The following is a 17,357-nucleotide window of genomic DNA, read 5'->3' as shown; positions in this document are numbered from 1 at the left end:
CTTGAGGAAGCGTCCCTGACATGGGAATGGAATGCTGTCCATATGGGCTTCTGTCACCACAGGTGATTCCAGTAGCCTTCAGCGGGGGTTGCGACGGGATTGGTGAGTGGTGTGGACACCATCGTCTGGACCGCCTGCCGCCAGATGATCGAATTCCTTCGTCGGAACGGTGCCGTCGGCCCAGGCCAACAGACCCTCTGTTTCAACATCGAGTCCATCGTACGCACCGAACCGTCTGGACTCCGATTCGATGTGATCCGTCAGCTCTCCGCTCTCCGCCGTCTCGGTGTCGGGGTAGGTGTTTGCAAATGTAAGGTGGGTTGTCTCGGTTCCGAATCGCCACGATTTGAGCTCTCCCGTGATGATGTCCTTTCGGAAGCCACGCGATGTTGATCCGTCTATCGCCTCCGGGTAGCACCAGAGTGCGTGGGTTTCGTCAACGACTCCAATCATCCCCGCCACATACTCGTTGCCGTCGGCGTACTGGTTCGTCTCCCCAGTTGGCGCGTCGATGACAGCTTTCGTGTACTCCACCACGTTGTCCTTCTGCCATGGTGACACCACCATCATGACGTCCTCCGAGACAGCGTAGACGTACTCCGTGCCGTAGAGGTCGAATCCGCGGTAGCGTTTCGGCTCCGGCCGGGTGGTTCGCGTCGCTGTCGTAGAACTCCGCGTCGATGTGGTTGTCGATGACTGCCTGTCACTAGTAATTTTCTCGCCAATTTCCTCCGGATCGAACGACCCGAGGGCCAACCGCACATCATCGAACTGCATTGCGGTATCGACGGCAGTTTCATCGACGTACTCGTTGGGAACGGGGCGCAACATCTGGTCTTTGAGTCGGGAGTAAGCGTTCTCGTGAATGGAATCCTGATGCGAACGGATGCCTGTGATGTCGAAATACTGGATCCCGTAGCCATCTTGTACTAGGGTGGTCGCTGGATCCGGGAGCCACTGTGTGAAATCCGTCGCTGCGGTTCCTTTCGATGGGTTCGGTGTGGTCGATTCATCTGGACTACTATCGCTGCCAGTCGACGGGTTCGGTGTGGATGATTCATTTGGACCACTACCGCTGTCAGTCGATGGGTCGCCGAGACACCCGGCAATCGACGCGAGCGTCCCGCTACTGAGTGCGAGGCCTGTCGTTTTGAGGAGGGTTCGTCGTTAGCGGGGCATAGGACGTACTTGTTGACGCAGTGGCATAAATTTTCTCGTCTAGTTAAAATATAAAATATAGTGTATTTATTTATAATATCTCACTACATTCATTCATGGAACTCACATAAAGTCCGCAATCCCGGACTGCTTGTTCTTGTCGTTTTCGAACACGCTTTCCAGCGACCTGTCCAGAATTTGGAGTCGCTGTTTCGTGTACTCTCGACAATCGTACTCGTCGGCCACCTGAATCGCGGTGTCCATGTACTTGTTCACCGACCCCTGATGCACCGTCAGGTTTACTCGACCGCCGCACTCCCGGCAGTCGCCGGAAAGGGGCATCCTACGGTATTTCACGCCGCAATCCAGACACCGCGTTTCCTGCCGCGAGAACGCGCGCAGATTTCCGATGAGATCGGGCAGGAAGTGCCCCTCGATGACGCGCTCTGCAACGTCGGTCTGGTCTACCGCCCGCGTCTTCCGGGCCAGTTCCAACTGCGCGTTCATCTTGTCCATCATCGACCCGAGGGTTTTGTACGCGGAGAGGTCGGGGCCGAGCGCGATGTTCGAGGTGTCGTGGGTGTGCCGGAAGTTGGTGTACTCCTCGTCGGTGCCGAGGTAGTCTTCCGCGATGGTGATATCCACGTCCTCCGGGTCGGCCATCTCCAAGGTGGCCTCGTAGAACTCGCGTGGATACTGGTCGACGATGTCCATGTTGTGCGCCTCGTCGTCGATTTCCGTGGGGTCGATACGCGAGGACATCACCAGCGGGGCGTCCATCTGACCACCGCGTTTGTCCGGCAGGAACTCCTTCGAGAAGTTAAGCAGGCCGTCCATGAGGAGCATTACGCAATCTTCGTCCCCATCGCAATTTCTTCGTTTCGCTGCGTGAAAATACGGATGCGCATATCCGACCGCGGCGCTCGTGAAACCGATTATCCGTCCGACGACCGCGGCGGAGGTGTGGGGTGCCATCCCGAAGACGAGTTCGCCGACCAGTTCCTCGCGCTCTTCCATCTCGTAAAACGGGTCGAGGCCGTAGTAGTCGGTGAGGAGATTGTCCACGAAATCGGCGGTTTTGAGCAGGTGCTTTGCCGCCCCGTCGGAGAGGACAATGTCCTGTACCCGCAGTTCGACGAGTTGATCATCGTGCCGGAACGGCTCGCCGTGGACGTCCTCGTCGTACCCAAGCGCACGGAGTCGGTCGGCGCTCACGTCCAGTTCCGCCGGACGAACCGAGGTCACGGGCAGGTCAGTCATGTCGTAGCGAATCGTCCCGTCCTTGAACGCGCTGACGCCGTGTTTCGCGCGAAGGATTCCTTTTTCGATTGGTTCTGGCGTTTTGTGCGCCGAGGTCAGCCCTTTCACGCCTTTGAGCGTGTCGAAGACGTTTTCGCGCTCCCCTACCGATTCGAGCGCATTTCGGTACTCTTCGTTCAGGTTGACCGTCTGCGGTTCGACACTCGTCGCGAGGATTTCACAGCGCGGGCACTCCGCGCGTCCGGACTGATCCGGTTCGACCGTCGTGCCGCAGTCGGGACATTCGTAATCCGGGTAGGTGTTGTCGCCGCAGTCCGGACATTTACATTTGAACGTGAGGGAGCCACACGCCTCACACTCCCGGCGACCGATTCGCAGTTCGGCTTGCCCGCGCACGCCCGACATGCCTTCGGTGTGTTTCGCTGCCTTCGCCACGTCGCGCTGGTCGCCCCCCGCTTCGCCCAGCGGAAACAGGGTATGAACCGCGGGACTGAGTTCGCGTTTTTCCGACTTTTCGGGCCGACCCATCCGATTCCCGATTCGCGTCGGTGCGCGCTCTCGAACCGTAAACGGCGCGACTTCGTTCACCGCTTCGATCGCATTGGTACCGCTCTCGTCTTCGTTTTCGTCCCCGACCTTCCCCCATTCGCGTGCTTTTCGAGAGAGGTCGTCAATGCCGTCCCACTTCCTGTTCAAATCGTCGTCGAACCCGAGCGCGCGAACAAACGGCTTCCACGCGGAAATCTCGATTTCCTCGCCCTGCCAGTGTTCGAGGAGCAGATGTTCGAGCGCGATTCGAACGTCGTCCGCGTTCTCGATATGAAGTCGTCCGTCCCGAACTTCGCCCGCCTCCACGGCGTCGGCGAGCAGCGCGAATTCGGCGACCGAAATATCGTGCCAAAGGTAGGTGTAGTTCGGATGGAGCGGTGCATCGTACTCGACTGCCCAATCGAGCGCTTCCTCGATGCTCGGGTCTTCGAGATCGACGTGCGGGTTGTCCTGCATCGCTTGCACGTTTGCCCCCGAGTGTTCGAAGTCTTGTACCCACCATTCGAACGTGTACGAGGCGGGTGCGAGCGGATGGTTGTTCTCCACGAATTCGCCGTAGTTGACGAGATATTCGCCGAGGTCGAGAATTTTTTTGACGCCGTTTCTCACTTCGAGGGCTTCCTCGACGTCGTCGATTCGGCGAACGTCACCGTTTGCGAGTCGTACCGTCGGCCCCTCGATGGTGTCCACCGGGATGACGCCCGCCGCCTTTCCGGGGCGCTCGGTTTTTATTTGTGTCCCCGTCGCGAGGAAATCGTCCACGAGGTGCATCGTCGCGGGGTGGACGCCCGCGGTTGCGAATCCGTGGTTTCGCGCTCTTCCGTATCTGAGACGGAAGCCGCCCGCTTCGCTCGGATGGGTAAACACGGGCCGTCCGGCGATGAGATCGCGTAGGAATTTCGTCGCGGGTTTGACGCGAAGTGGCCCGTCCGGTTCGTCGCTTTCGGCTTCTTCCTCAGCTTTATCGCCCTCGTCACCTCCTTCGGAATCGTCGGCTTCCGCCTCCGATTCCTCTGTGCCGTCGTCCTTTCCGATGGTGCCGTCGATGAGATCCTGTAACCACGGCCAGTCGATTTCGTCCAAATTTCGCGTGTATCGCTGGATTTTGGGTGCCTTGAGCGCGATACCTTCCGCGAGAACGAGACACATTCCGCCTCTGGTGCTGTTGGTATCGACGCGCTCCAAGTCACGGAACCCGGATACTTCCTCGTCGCCGGTCGCTTCACCGTCCAGCATAACCGGGATATTTTCCGCGATGAATTTCGACTCCTTGTCCTTCGGCGAGTACTGCAAACCGGTTTCTGAATCGTAGAGATTGATCTCTTCGGCGTACCGCTCTATTTCGTCGTTTCTGGCTTTGTACTCGTCTACTCCGATGAGCGCGCGGGTGTAGTCGGCGACGAGTACCGACAGCGCTTGTGCCGTCCCACCCGCCGAGCGAATCGGTCCGGCGTAGTAGACGTTGACGAACTCGGTTCCGTCGTCATTCGTGAGGATTTCCACGCGGTCGATTCCCTCGATAGGGGCGGCGACCACACCTTCCGTCAACAGGGCGACCGCGGTTCGAACTGCACCTTCGACCTTTCCGTCGCGGCTATCGTAATCCCCGACGTTGCCCTCTGCGAAATCCTTCGCCAGTTCGAGGGCGGCCTCCTCGCGGGACATCTGTCCTTCGAGCTCGCGGACGCGCTCCGCGACGCCTTCGATGCCGAGGATGTTCTCCACGCGGTCGGCCATGTCCTTGGCTACCGGAATCTCGACCTCCGGTTGCGGATCGCCGCTATTTTCGCGTGCGGCTTCGGCAACGTCGAACGCCTCGTCCAACTGCGACTCCAGCCGCTCGAAATACTGGCGGTCTTCCTCGCGCATGTTAGAGCCAGAGGTCCAACTCGGTTGCCTCGTCGCGTTCGCGAACGAGCGGCTCCTCGAAGGTTCGCATGTACAACTCACCGGCGAAGACCGTGGCGGAATCGAGGTGTCCCGCGATCGCCTGTCCCGACCGGCGCGAAAGCACCGCGTGCGTGTGAGCGAACGGTTCCCCGTCGAGGAGCGAAACGTTGCCGACGCAGGAGGCGACTTCGAGCGGTTCGTCGAAGCTCACCTCTCGGTACTCCTTCTCGTCTTGGTCGTAAAACCACACGTCCGCATCCTGCACTGCGCCCATGGCGACGAACCACGCCGAATCGACGTCTTCGTCTTCCGCGAGCGATTCGATTTCAGCGCGCCAATCCGCTCCGTGCCCGAGTCGGGCGACGAACTCCTGTTCCCCGGTGACCTCCCGATAGTTCATGTCTGCATTGAACCGCACCAAGGACAAAAAAGGTTCAGTATTGCGTTGTTTCCCGAGCCGTCGTGTTCGGTAGGGTGAGCGTTCCCGCGATGGTTCCCATTTCCAGTCACAATTCGAACAGGAAGGCGTGGTAACTTCTCGAACGTGAAAGAAAGGAGAATGTGGTGGGGGGCTGTTCGGGGAGCGAAACGAGCTATCGGGGACTACTGCCAGTCCGGTAGCGAGGTTGTGTCTTTTACGTGCATGGATATCCATGCGTCCTCACATGAGATGTCTGCGATGACGAGTCGCTTCGTCTCTCCGTCATCGTCCACTGAGGCCATAACCTCGGTGTCATCTGCAACCGACACCGACACTGCTGCCGTATCCGGCGTCATACTTTGAGAATGTATACCAAGGAATATAAGCGCACCGAAACGCTGGCACGTAGTCTAGATACTGATAGTATTTCACGCGGGGGTCGGTAAAATCCCCGGGAAATGTCGAATTTCTCGGGAGTATCGTCTCGCTTCCCGACTGACATTTCTTTCCTCCATTTACCATTTTTCAATCATTCGTTTCGTCATAATCACTAAACTACTTCGTTGTCAATAGATTCCTAAATCCACCTCTCGTTGCAATTAAAACCCCGTTTAAGACCGTAACGGTGCCAATCCTAAGCGGTAAGTTTATCCGCTGTGACACACAACCGGTTGATGGATGACAGATACTGACAACCTGACCCGTCGGCGTTTTTTGAAAGCAACCGGAGGTGCGGCAACTGCCGCCGCACTCGCTGGCTGTACTGGTGACGGCGATGGCGACGGTAACGGAAACGGCAACAGCAGTGGGAAGACGCTCCAGCTCATCAACTCGACGATGACCACGCTGGATCCGGTCAAGGCGACTGACACGGCCTCCGGAACGGTTATTCAGCAGATTTTCGACCCGCTGATGAACTATCCGAACGCAGAAATTGCCGTTGAAAACCTACTCGTCGAGAATCACGAGGTTTCCGACGACCAACGGACGTACACCTTCAAACTCAAGGAAGGCGTCAAGTTCCACAACGGAGACGAAGTGACGGCAAGCGACGTCGTCTACTCGTGGCGACGCCTCGCCGAATCGACGAACTCCCGTCGTTCGTACTTCATCCTCGACTCTATCGGTGTCGAGCACGAGACGACCACGAAAACGTACACGAACGAAGACGGTGAGGAAGAAGAACTGACCGTCGCAAAGACCAACTCGCTGTCGCTCGAAGCGACCGGCGACTACGAGCTTGAAATGACGCTCGTCGAGCCGTTCCACTCCACGCTGGAGATGCTCGCTTATACCTCCTTCGCGGTCATTCCGGAGGGAATCATCGGCGACATCGAAGGCTACGACGGTAAAGTCAAACACGGCCAGTTCGCCACGAAAGAACCCGTCGGTGCCGGACCGTTCAAGTTCAAGTCGTGGACGAGTGACGACTCCGCGGAAGTCACGAAATACAAGAATTACCACGGCGAGAAGGCGAAGGTCGACGGTATCCACTGGATGATTTCGTCCGACGCCGACGCCCAGCACACCTACGGTTTCATCAATAAGAACGCGGACATCCTCTACGCCGGAAACCTCCCAACCTCCAAATACAGTCAGGACAAGGTCAAGGACACCAGCACGGACGACCAGGGCCGTATCGTCGGCAAGTACGGTTCGACCGCGGGCGGTGCGACGATGGATTACCTCGGTGTCTCTACCATCAGTTCATACTACATGGGATTCAACACGGAAGCCGTCCCAAAAGCCGTTCGACAGGCCTGTGCGTACCTGATGAATCAGGAGCGCCTCGTCAACGACGTGTTCAAGGGTCGCGGCGAAGCGTCCCACCACTTCACCCCACCGATGATTTACCCCGGCGGTGCGAACAAGTACAAATCGCACGCGGAGAACAACTATCCATACGGCTACAACGAATCCCAACTCGAAAAAGCGGAGCAGGTGTTGAAGGACGCTGGCTACGGCCCAGGTAACGAGAGCTTTAGCTTCACGTTCACGGTCTACCAGTCTTCAACCACGTGGCCCAAAGTGGGCAACATCCTCCGTGACCAACTCAAATCGGTCAACGTCAACATGGAAGTCAACAACGCACCGTTTAACACGCTCCTCTCGCGTGGCCGTAACGGAAACCTCGAAGCGTACTCGCTCGGCTGGGTTATGGACTGGCCAGCACCGGACAACTTCCTCGGCCTGCTCTACCCGCCGCTGACGGACACCTCAAAGTCCTCGCCGCAGTCGTACACGAACTGGTCGGGTACCGACGCCGCGAACCAGGCGACGAGCGCGTGGGAGAAAATCCAAAGCAACCGTGGCCCAACGGATGAAGCACAATCCGCCCGCAACGAGGCCTACGTCACCATGGAAGAGGCCAACTGGGAAGACGTCGTGTTCCTCCCGACCTACCACAACCTAGAAGAGCGGTTCTCCTACGAATGGGTTGACGTGCCCAAGTACGGTGGCGCTGGCTACAGTCGCCAGATGTACAACAACGTCGAAATCGGCGAACGTAAATAATAACGGTTGCTCACCGTTAAATATCATCTCAGATGACCTGACAGAGATGTATCTGTCCAAAATTACGATGATGTTATCGCAAGACATAATGAGTGGAGCGCAAAATACGGGTGTGTATCAGCCATGAACGCGGTTATCACAGGGTGCAACCTACCGCACGACACGCTTGAGAGAAATCGGGAGGTGAGCGGAGAATCATGAGTCGATGGCGCTACTTCGCTCGTCGCCTACTACTGTCCATTCCCGTTTTGCTACTCGGGACGACGATAACGTTCATCGTTATTCGGATGGGACCGCTTGACCCCGTCGCGGCAATTCTTGGCCCAACGGGCGACCCCCAAGCGTACAACCAAATCGAAGATCAACTCGGACTGAATCAACCACTCTGGCAACAGTACACCGACTACATGACCAACATGCTTACCCTGCAGTTGGGTAATTCGTGGGTGCTTCAGCCAGACACCAGCGTGTATTCGATGATAATGCAATACGCCCCAGTTACGCTGTGGCTGGGATTCTGGTCTGTGCTCATCGCCCTTTTCATCGGTATTCCGCTCGGTTTTTACGCCGGGCTTAACCCGAACACGTGGAGCGACTATACCGCCTCGTTCGGCGGTATCGTCTGGCGTGCCATGCCAAACTTCTGGTTGGCAGTGATTCTGACGCAGGTTCTCTCTCAGTCGGAGGGACTGCTATTTGGATTCGACTGGCAGAACTGGATAGTTCCGGTTGGCGTGATTGGTCGTCCGGATTTGACCAATTTGACGAACTTAGACCAGTTCCTCGCCGCACTCAAGAAAATCGCACCGGCGGCGCTCGTTCTCGGTTCCGCGTCGATGGGTAACGAGATGCGTATCGGACGAACCGCCGTGTTGGAGACAGTCAACTCCAACTTCATAGAGACTGCACGAGCGAAGGGGGTTCCGCCTCGTTCGCTCGTCTGGAAGCATATCTTTCGGAACGCACTCATCCCGCTCGTCCCGATTATTACGGGTGAGGCGTACCTGCTCATCGGTGGTTCCGTGCTCGTTGAGACGGTGTTCAGCCTCAATGGAATCGGCTACCTGTTCTTCACCGCAGTCATGCAGGGGGATTTGCCGTTAGTCGGTTCTTTGATGTTCGTGTTCATCCTCCTCGTCGTGATAATAAATATCTTACAGGACTTCCTGTACACCATCATCGACCCCCGTGTCGGATACGATGGAGGTGCCTGAAATGAGTCGTACTCCTGACGCTGAAGACGAACGACCGATCCGCGAACGTATCGCAGACAACCCGCGTCCGGCGATGCTTTGGTTCACCGGATTCGCCCTTCTCGTCGCGCTCGAATTTGGTGCGCTAGCGAATACCGTGATGGCGATGCCGTGGGAGTTGCTGATGGACAAACTGCCGTCGTTCCTGACATCCATCGCCGCGCCGTTCGCCACTGTCGGTGACGCACTCGCAAATATTCCAACGCTACTGTCGAGGGATATCTTCGACAACTCTGGATGGCGACAGCCCGGTGGCGGATGGGGCGGAACGTTCCTCGGACTGTCTCCGGCAATCATCTGGGCGCTTCGCGTCGTACTCGTCTACGCATATGCCCTCGTCTTCCTGTACTGGCTCTGGCGGGGCTACCTGACCTTCCGCGAGCACTACCGCTACGCGGATTGGACGCCGCGTGACGACATGGTCAATCGATTCCGCGGTCACTCGTGGGGACTGTTCGGCTTCATCGTCGTTTTCATGTTCGTCGTGATGGCAGTTTTCGCCCCGGCGCTCGGCACGACGACGGTGGAACGAACCATCGAAAATCCGTTCTCCTACGAAACCAAATATTTGGATACGGAAACGGGGCAAGTCGAGACTACCCTCATCGGTGAGGCAAACCGCGGGTCGGGCTCGGAAGGTGCCGGTAGCAACGTCGCCCCGATGACCTACGACGAGTTCGACCGATGGCATCCGTTCGGCACCATGCCGTCCGGTAAAGACATGTTCACATTCATGGTACACGGCGCGCGCGTATCGCTGTTCATCGGCGTTGTCGCTATCGGCCTGAGTGGATTCGTCGCGGCGGGACTCGCCCTGTTGACGGCGTACTACAAAGGTCTGGCCGACCTCGCCGTCGTCGTCGTCGGTGACTCCATCATGTCGCTTCCGCGGCTGTTGTTCCTCATCTTACTATCTTTCGTTCTCCAGGGTACGTGGATAGCGGGCGTCTACAACGGTGGTTTCCTCTTAGCATTGCTGTTCGCCGCAACCGGGTGGCCGTTCTTGTGGCGCGCCGTCCGCGGTCCCGCGTTTCAAGTGTCCGAACAGGAATGGATTGATGCGGCGAGAAGCTTCGGACAGAAACCACGCGTAACAATGCAAAAACACATGGCACCGTACATCCTCGGCTACCTGCTCGTGTACGCGTCGATGACGCTCGGTGGTATCATCATCGCCGTCGCAGGACTGTCGTTCCTCGGACTCGGTGTCAACGCACCAACCCCCGAATGGGGTCGTGCAGTGAACGTCGGACAGACATACGTTGCGACGCAATCGTGGCACATTTCGTTCATTCCGGGTGTACTCATCGTGCTTGTCGTAACCGCATTCAACGCGCTCGGTGACGGCATCCGTGACGCCATCGACCCACAGAGCGACTCCGGTGAAGACGGCAGTGCCGAAGTCGCCGCGGCAGGAGGGAGTGGTGCATAATGGCGCCGAGTGAATACTCCACGTCGAAAACCAGCGAGGAGGCAATCTTGCAGGTGGAGAACCTCCAGACCGCGTTCTTCACCGACAAGGAAGTCATCCGCGCCTGCGACGGCGTCTCGTTCGATATCGAGCGCGGTGAGACGGTCGGCATCGTCGGCGAGTCGGGTTCCGGAAAGAGCGTGACAGCACGCTCCATCATGGGTCTCATCAAGTCACCGGGACGGATTCTCGGCGGCAGTATCAAGTTCGACGGCGAGGAGCTGACCTCGAAGTCGGAAAAGCAGTACCGCAAACTTCGTGGCGGGGACATCGCCATGGTGTTCCAAGACCCGCTGACGAGTCTGAACCCCGTCTACTCCGTCGGGAACCAAATCAAAGAGGCGCTGAAGCTTCATCAAAACCTTCGCGGAGCGGAGGCGACGAAGGAAGCCATTAGTCTACTCGAAGCAGTTGGGATTCCGGACGCTTCCCGACGGGTCAAAGAGTATCCACACGAGTTTTCGGGCGGAATGCGTCAGCGTGCCGTCATTGCGATGGCACTCGCCTGTGACCCTGAACTGCTCATCTGCGACGAACCGACGACCGCACTGGACGTGACGATTCAGGCGCAAATTCTCGAACTTCTAGACGAACTTCAAGAAGAGCGCGACCTCGCAATCATGTTCATCACGCACGACATGGGCGTCATCGCAGAAATTGCGGACCGTGTCAACGTGATGTACGCAGGTGAAATCGTCGAAAGTGCCCCCGTCGTCGAACTGTTCGAGAATCCACGTCATCCCTACACGCAGGGTCTCTTGCGGAGTATCCCGGGGAACAACCCGGACGTAACTCGCCTCGAAACTATCGAGGGCGACGTGCCGACGCCGAACGAACCGGCGACGTACTGCCGGTTCGCACCTCGGTGTCCCAAAGCGTTCGCAGAATGTGACAAAGTTCATCCCGTGCCCCTCTCCGTCAACGAGGACGCGGAAGACCACACGTCCGCGTGCCTGCTGTATCCCGAAGACGTGACGCAGTCGGAAGCTATCCAGATGCATCGAGACGCCGAAACAGAAAGTGAGGAGGAACTATGAGCAAGGTACAGCAAACCGAATCTGAATCGGTCGACGTCTTGGAAGGCGAGACGCTCGTACAGGTCAACAATTTAAAGACCTACTACGGTGAGGGCGGACTCGTTGATTCGAACCCCGTCAAAGCCGTTGACGGCGTTTCGTTGAACATCAAACGCGGCGAAACGCTCGGATTGGTCGGCGAATCGGGCTGCGGGAAATCGACACTCGGTCGAACGCTCATCCAACTGGAGAGCGCAACCGACGGCGAGGTGCTGTTCGACGGCACCGATATCACCGAACTCTCCGGCACCGAACTCAAAAACTGGCGGCGGAACAGCCAGATGGTGTTCCAAGACCCGGAATCCAGCCTCAACGACCGGATGACGGTCGGCGAAATCATCCGCGAACCGCTGGACGTTCACGATTGGAAGACGCCGCGGGAGCGCAGACAGCACGTCCGCGAACTGTTGGACGTTGTCGGACTTCAACCGGAACACTACTACCGCTATCCGCACCAGTTCTCCGGCGGTCAGCGTCAGCGTATCGGCATCGCCCGCGCGCTCGCACTCGAACCCGAGTTCATCGTCCTCGACGAACCGGTGTCGGCGCTCGACGTATCCGTGCAGGCCCAGATTCTCAACCTGCTCGAAGACTTGCAGGAGGAGTTCGGTCTGACCTATCTGTTCATCGCCCACGACCTCTCCGTGGTTCGCCACATCTGTGACCGCGTCGCGGTGATGTATCTCGGTCACATCATGGAACTCGGTGAAGCAGAAGAACTGTTCGAGAACCCGAAAAACCCGTACACGATTTCCCTGTTGTCGGCGATTCCCGACCCCGACCCAACGTCGAAGGGCGACCGAATCACGCTCCGCGGAACGCCGCCGAGCCCGCGCGACCCGCCGAAAGGGTGTCCGTTCAGCACGCGCTGTCCGATGAAGATTCGCCCGGAGGAGTTCCAGCAAATCGACGACGATCTCTGGATTGCCGTCGAAGTGTTCCGCGAAGTCGTGCGCGAACGCTCGCGCGCCGAGCGGTCGATGACAGACCAAGTGAAGGAGATTCTCGGGATGGAGACGCGCTTCTCCGACATCGGCGAGATTCGCCAAGAGCTGTTCGGCGAGTTCGACGTGCCGCGAGAGATCGAAAAACACATCGACGAAGCCGCGGGGTACATCGAAAACAACGACGACAAACAGGCTCGTAACTACCTCCGCGACGTGTTCGGGAGCGTCTGTGACGCCGAAAATCCGGATGACAACGTCGTGAGCGATACCGGTCGATTCAGTCACTGTCACCGACACCTGGACGATTACGAAGAGCCGGACGAGTTCACACCCTACACGATGCGGTAATGGTCGATGCGAACCAGTCTCCACGCCGGGTTCGACAGGCGCTCGACGCGCTCGTCTACGCAGTCGCGGTGGCTGGCTTCGCGTTCCTCGTCGGCGTCGTGGTTAGCTTCTCGCTCGGTTCCGCCCTCGTCGGAGTGAAATACTTCCTCTTTCTCATCGGATTTGCGATTTTCGGCTACGCGACGTTCTTGATGCTCCCGTCGGCACCGTGGGACGTCAACAAAACCGACGACGGCGGCGTCGAAATCGTGCGAAACGACGAGAGGGGTGACGTTATCGGCTCGCGCGAGGAGACGCGGTTCCAAGCGGCGGTACAGCGTATTCCGCCGCTGTCTCACTACTCGATCCCGCCCGAAGAACGACTGTCTCCCGCAACGAAACTGCTCATCGCCAGTATCGCGGTTCTCGCGACGTCCTACATCATGGAAACCGCGTTCGGCGTGGGAATGTAACAACAGTTTTTACCGCTTCGACGCCTGACATGGCTGTATGCCAGAAATCGGCGACGAGAATATCGACTACGCAGACCGCATCGCGGCCAACGCGGACGTAGAGAAAGGGGCGTGGCAGCGGACGCTCGACGACATGGAAGCGATGGCGGACGAACTCGAAGAAGAGGGATGGAACGTCATCGACATTCCGGCCAGTCACACCGCGCCCGAAAACCCGGACGCGGGGCAAACTGACCGGTTCGGATTCGTCTACGTCATTCCCGACAACTACGCCGACGAGTTCAGCGAAGCGGTCGAGGCTGGTGCGTTCCCCTCGTATCGGGTGTTCCGCCAAGAGATGTCTTCTCGCGTATTCATGCTTACGCAGTATCTCGACCCCGATACGGAAACCGCGATTCTCATCGCCGGTTCCTACGAGATGATGCACGCACCGGCGCTCGTGAAAGCCGCAATGCGGGAAGACGAGATGTTCAGCCACGTTCAGACCATCGACGGAACGGTTCTCGGGTCGTTCCACCACGACGATTACACGAAATTCTTCCCGAACCCGGAGAAGTACGAAAACTACGTCGCCGAACCGAACGTCGGCGACCACCACGACGAGGAGTAATTTTCTCGCTCGCTGATTTCCGTTCGTTCGGCCGAACCTGCTGGTCTGTTCTTCTTGCTTAGTCTCTTCTGCTGGTCGGTTCCGATTCGATTTCACTCCCAGTATATATACCCCGGTGTCGATAGCACTGAACGCTTCGCAGGGTACAAGAAGGGTGAAACCGTATCCGGCGCGTATGAACGTTGCCGAAGCGATGACGCCCCGGTCAGACGTGGTTACCGTCGAGCTTCCGGGCACGCGCGACGACGTGCTCGAATACCTCCAAGAACGCTCGTTTTCTTCAGTTCCGGTCGTCAAACAGACCGACGACGGCGAGCAGTACCGTGGCCTCATCTCACGCGATGACCTCATCGAAAACCCCGACGAAGACCAACTCGCGCTTTTGATGCGCGATGTAGGGACGACGACGCAGGACGCGACCATCGAGGACGTTGCCACGCTGATGCTAGACGAAGGTACTCGCCGCGTTCCGGTCGTTGACGGCGAACTTGAAGGAATCGTCACCGTCACGGACGTTGTTCGGGCAATCGCAAAAGGAGAAGCCGACGGCGACACCGAAGTCGGCACGCTGGCCAACGAGGACGTGAACACCTGTTACGTTGACTCGCCGCTGACCGTCGCCGAGCGCGAGATTTTCTACGCCAACGTCCCTTACGCGGTCGTCCTCGATGCCGAAGGTGATATGGACGGTATCATCACCGAAGTCGATATCATCGAGGTCGCCCGCGTTGTCGAAGGCGAGGATGACACCGGCGGCAGCATCGCCAACGAGGACGACGACTGGATGTGGGAAGGTATCAAATCGGTCGGCAACAGTTACATCCCGACCCGAAACGTCGAGATTCCGTCAGCGCCGGTTCGGGAGTTCATGACCGAAACCGTCGTGAACGTCACGAAACGAAAAACCGCCCGCGAAGTTGCACAGATGATGCTGAACAACGACATCGAGCAGGTTCCCCTCGTCAGCGGCGACAAACTCGTCGGCATCGTTCGAGACGTGAACCTGCTGGAGGCGCTCAAATGAGCGACGAACTGGTCGAACTCGCCAAACGACGCGGCTTTTTCTTTCAAGCCGCGGAACCCTACGGCGGCGTTTCGGGTTTCTACGTCTACGGCCCGCAAGGCGCGACGCTGAAACGTAACATCGAGGACTCGTGGCGCGACCGCTTCCAAGTGGAGGAGGGCCACCGCGAAATCGACGCGCCGACCATCATGCCGGAACCCGTGTTCGAAGCCTCGGGCCACCTCGACACCTTCGACGACATGTTGGTCGAATGCCCTGAGTGCGGCGAGAGCCACCGCGCCGACCACCTCATCGAGGACAACACGGGTATCGAGGACGCCGAAAGCTTCCCGCTGGACGAAGTCGGCGACCTCATCGCCGACCACGACCTGCACTGTCCGAACTGCGACACCCCGCTTGCGGGCGAACCGGTCGAGGATTTCAATCTCATGTTCGAGACGGACATCGGCCCCGGTTCGGGTCAACCGGGCTACCTTCGTCCGGAGACGGCACAGGGTATTTTCGTGGAGTTCCCGCGACTCAAGGAGTACGCGCGCAACAGCCTTCCGTTCGGCACCACACAGATCGGCAAAGCCTACCGGAACGAAATTAGCCCCCGGAAATCCATCGTCCGTGTCCGTGAGCTCACGCAGGCGGAGCTGGAACATTTCATCGACCCCGAGGAGGACGAACCGCCGATCGAACGGGTCGAAGACGTGGAAGTGAGGCTGTACCCGACCCCCGAACAAAACGCGGACGAGGGTGAGTACATCGTCACCACGATTGGCGAAGCGGTCGAAGAAGGCATCATCGCAAGCGACTGGGTCGCCTACTACGTCGGTGTCGCCCAGGAGTGGTACGAGCGAATCGGTATCGACATGAATCGGTTCCGATTCCGTCAACACCTCGCGGGCGAGCGGTCACACTACGCGAGCGACTGCTGGGACGCCGAGGGCGAAATCGACGGCGATTGGGTTGAACTCGCCGGTATTTCCGACCGAAGCGATTACGACCTCTCGAAACACGGCGAGTACTCCGACGACGATTTCACCGTCTTCCGGCAGTACGACGAACCGAAGGTGGTCGAACGCGCGACCGTCGAACCGGACATGAGCTACCTCGGTCCGGAGTTCGGCGGCGCGGCGGGCGATATCACCGACGCACTGCAAACCCTCGCGGAGCGCGACCGCTCTGCGTTCGACGGCGACGAAGTCACCGTCGAGGCCGACGGCGAATCGTACACGATTCCTATCGAGAAAACAGGCTTCAGCGTCGATGAGGTCAAAGAATCCGGCGAACACATCACGCCGCACGTCATCGAACCCTCCATCGGTGTTGACCGCGCTCTCTACACCGTCCTCGTCCACTCCTACGAGCAGGACGACGTCGAGGACGAGACGCGCACCCGACTGGCGCTCGAACCCGAACTCGCCCCGACCACGGTCGGCGTCTTCCCGCTCATGGACAAGGACGGCATGGGCGAAACCGCACGCGACATCGCCGCCGACTTGCGTGCGAACGGTTTCGACGTGACCTACGACGACTCGGGCAACATCGGTCGGCGCTACCGACGCCAAGACGAAGTCGGGACGCCGTTCTGCGTGACCGTAGACTACGAAGGTCTCGAAGACGACACCGTGACGCTCCGCGAACGCGATTCGACCGAACAGGTACGCGTCGCAGTTTCCGACCTCGACGATATCCTCGCCGACCTTCGAAGCGGCGACCGCGCATTCAGCAACCTGTAACCGTGTCGGGCGAAATCAAGCGTCGATTGGTGCACGTCAGCGGAACCGGATTTCCGGCGCTCTACCTACTGGATTTGGTCACGTGGCACCACCTGCGCTTGTTGCTCGTTCTCGGATCGCTCGCCGCGCTCGTCCTCGAAATCATCCGCCTGTACGTCGGTCTCGATTGGCGGATTTACGACGAACTCACGCGGGAGTACGAACAGGATAATCTCGCGGGCTACGCACTCTACTTCTTCGGGATGACCGTCACCGCATGGGTGTTCCAGCCGTACGTTGCGATTCCGGCGATGCTCATGCTGACCATCGCCGACCCAATCAGCGGTCTGCTCGGCTCGGGCGAACTGGGTATCAAGGCGATTCACACCCTGCTCGCGACGTTCGGTGTCTGCGTCGCCATCGCCTCTATTTTCGGCTTACCGATTCCGGCGGCGATTCTCGGCGCAGTCGCCGCGACGCTCGCAGACGGTGTCAAACCGGTCATCGCGGGCTACGTCATCGACGACAACCTCACGATACCAATCGGTGCGGGAGTGGCGATTTTCATCGGATTGCAGTACACTCCGGCGATTGTCTGATGGGATATCTTCGAACCTCGATTTACCGACGTTGGTCCCGCTTTTGCGTATAAATCTTCGCCGTTCACTTTCACTCCGC

At 58.4% G+C, this 17,357-nt stretch carries 14 protein-coding genes; 10 read left to right on the top strand and 4 right to left on the bottom strand.

Annotation, left to right across the window (positions count from 1 at the left end):
- Positions 1 to 78 precede the first annotated feature (78 nt).
- The 4 genes from LIX15_RS06170 to LIX15_RS06155 all read right to left on the bottom strand — a co-directional run bounded on the left by LIX15_RS06170 (position 79) and on the right by LIX15_RS06155 (position 5,634).
- The gene (locus LIX15_RS06170; protein ID WP_227776617.1) at positions 79 to 831 is read right to left on the bottom strand and encodes a hypothetical protein; all 753 of its coding nucleotides are present in this window, start codon (positions 829 to 831) and stop codon (positions 79 to 81) included.
- Positions 832 to 1,281: 450 nt separating this feature from the next.
- The gene (locus LIX15_RS06165; protein ID WP_227776616.1) at positions 1,282 to 4,836 is read right to left on the bottom strand and encodes a DNA polymerase II large subunit; all 3,555 of its coding nucleotides are present in this window, start codon (positions 4,834 to 4,836) and stop codon (positions 1,282 to 1,284) included.
- Position 4,837: 1 nt separating this feature from the next.
- Positions 4,838 to 5,257, bottom strand: a complete 420-nt coding sequence (locus tag LIX15_RS06160; RefSeq protein WP_227776615.1) for a PPC domain-containing DNA-binding protein — start codon at positions 5,255 to 5,257, stop codon at positions 4,838 to 4,840.
- A gap of 203 nt (positions 5,258 to 5,460) precedes the next feature.
- The gene (locus LIX15_RS06155) at positions 5,461 to 5,634 is read right to left on the bottom strand and encodes a DUF7556 family protein (RefSeq protein ID WP_227776614.1); all 174 of its coding nucleotides are present in this window, start codon (positions 5,632 to 5,634) and stop codon (positions 5,461 to 5,463) included.
- A 322-nt stretch (positions 5,635 to 5,956) separates the two neighbouring features.
- Between LIX15_RS06155 and LIX15_RS06150 the strand changes: the two genes are divergently transcribed.
- The 10 genes from LIX15_RS06150 to LIX15_RS06105 all read left to right on the top strand — a co-directional run bounded on the left by LIX15_RS06150 (position 5,957) and on the right by LIX15_RS06105 (position 17,278).
- Complete coding sequence (locus LIX15_RS06150; RefSeq protein ID WP_227776613.1) at positions 5,957 to 7,792, top strand: ABC transporter substrate-binding protein; 1,836 nt, start codon at positions 5,957 to 5,959, stop codon at positions 7,790 to 7,792.
- 197 nt (positions 7,793 to 7,989) lie between these two features.
- Entirely contained in the window at positions 7,990 to 9,006 is a 1,017-nt protein-coding gene (locus tag LIX15_RS06145) for an ABC transporter permease (protein ID WP_227776612.1), read from the top strand.
- Between the two features lies 1 nt (position 9,007).
- Positions 9,008 to 10,477: an ABC transporter permease gene (locus tag LIX15_RS06140; protein ID WP_227776611.1), complete on the top strand. Its 1,470-nt coding sequence runs from the start codon at positions 9,008 to 9,010 to the stop codon at positions 10,475 to 10,477.
- Positions 10,477 to 11,553, top strand: a complete 1,077-nt coding sequence (locus LIX15_RS06135) for an ABC transporter ATP-binding protein (protein WP_227776610.1) — start codon at positions 10,477 to 10,479, stop codon at positions 11,551 to 11,553. The genes LIX15_RS06140 and LIX15_RS06135 overlap by 1 nt, the downstream gene beginning before the upstream one ends.
- On the top strand, positions 11,550 to 12,887 hold the full coding sequence (locus LIX15_RS06130) for an ABC transporter ATP-binding protein (RefSeq protein WP_227776609.1): 1,338 nt from the start codon (positions 11,550 to 11,552) through the stop codon (positions 12,885 to 12,887). The genes LIX15_RS06135 and LIX15_RS06130 overlap by 4 nt, the downstream gene beginning before the upstream one ends.
- Positions 12,887 to 13,339 carry a DUF7555 family protein gene (locus tag LIX15_RS06125; RefSeq protein ID WP_227776608.1) on the top strand — a complete coding sequence of 151 codons (453 nt, stop codon included), beginning with the start codon at positions 12,887 to 12,889 and terminating at the stop codon, positions 13,337 to 13,339. Before LIX15_RS06130 ends, LIX15_RS06125 begins: the two co-directional genes overlap by 1 nt.
- A 37-nt stretch (positions 13,340 to 13,376) precedes the next feature.
- The gene (locus LIX15_RS06120) at positions 13,377 to 13,949 is read left to right on the top strand and encodes a DUF7529 family protein (RefSeq protein ID WP_227776607.1); all 573 of its coding nucleotides are present in this window, start codon (positions 13,377 to 13,379) and stop codon (positions 13,947 to 13,949) included.
- 175 nt (positions 13,950 to 14,124) lie between these two features.
- Positions 14,125 to 14,973 (top strand): CBS domain-containing protein, encoded by an 849-nt coding sequence (locus LIX15_RS06115; RefSeq protein WP_227776606.1) that lies wholly within the window; start codon positions 14,125 to 14,127, stop codon positions 14,971 to 14,973.
- Complete coding sequence (gene glyS / locus LIX15_RS06110; RefSeq protein ID WP_227776605.1) at positions 14,970 to 16,700, top strand: glycine--tRNA ligase; 1,731 nt, start codon at positions 14,970 to 14,972, stop codon at positions 16,698 to 16,700. The genes LIX15_RS06115 and glyS overlap by 4 nt, the downstream gene beginning before the upstream one ends.
- Positions 16,701 to 16,702: 2 nt before the next feature.
- Positions 16,703 to 17,278 (top strand): diacylglycerol/polyprenol kinase family protein, encoded by a 576-nt coding sequence (locus LIX15_RS06105; protein WP_227776604.1) that lies wholly within the window; start codon positions 16,703 to 16,705, stop codon positions 17,276 to 17,278.
- The last annotated feature ends 79 nt before the right edge of the window (positions 17,279 to 17,357 follow it).

Origin of the sequence: Haladaptatus pallidirubidus (assembly GCF_020700235.1) — an archaeon.
Classification (GTDB): Archaea; Halobacteriota; Halobacteria; order Halobacteriales; family Haladaptataceae; genus Haladaptatus; species Haladaptatus pallidirubidus.
This window is presented reverse-complemented; position numbering and strand designations above follow the sequence as displayed.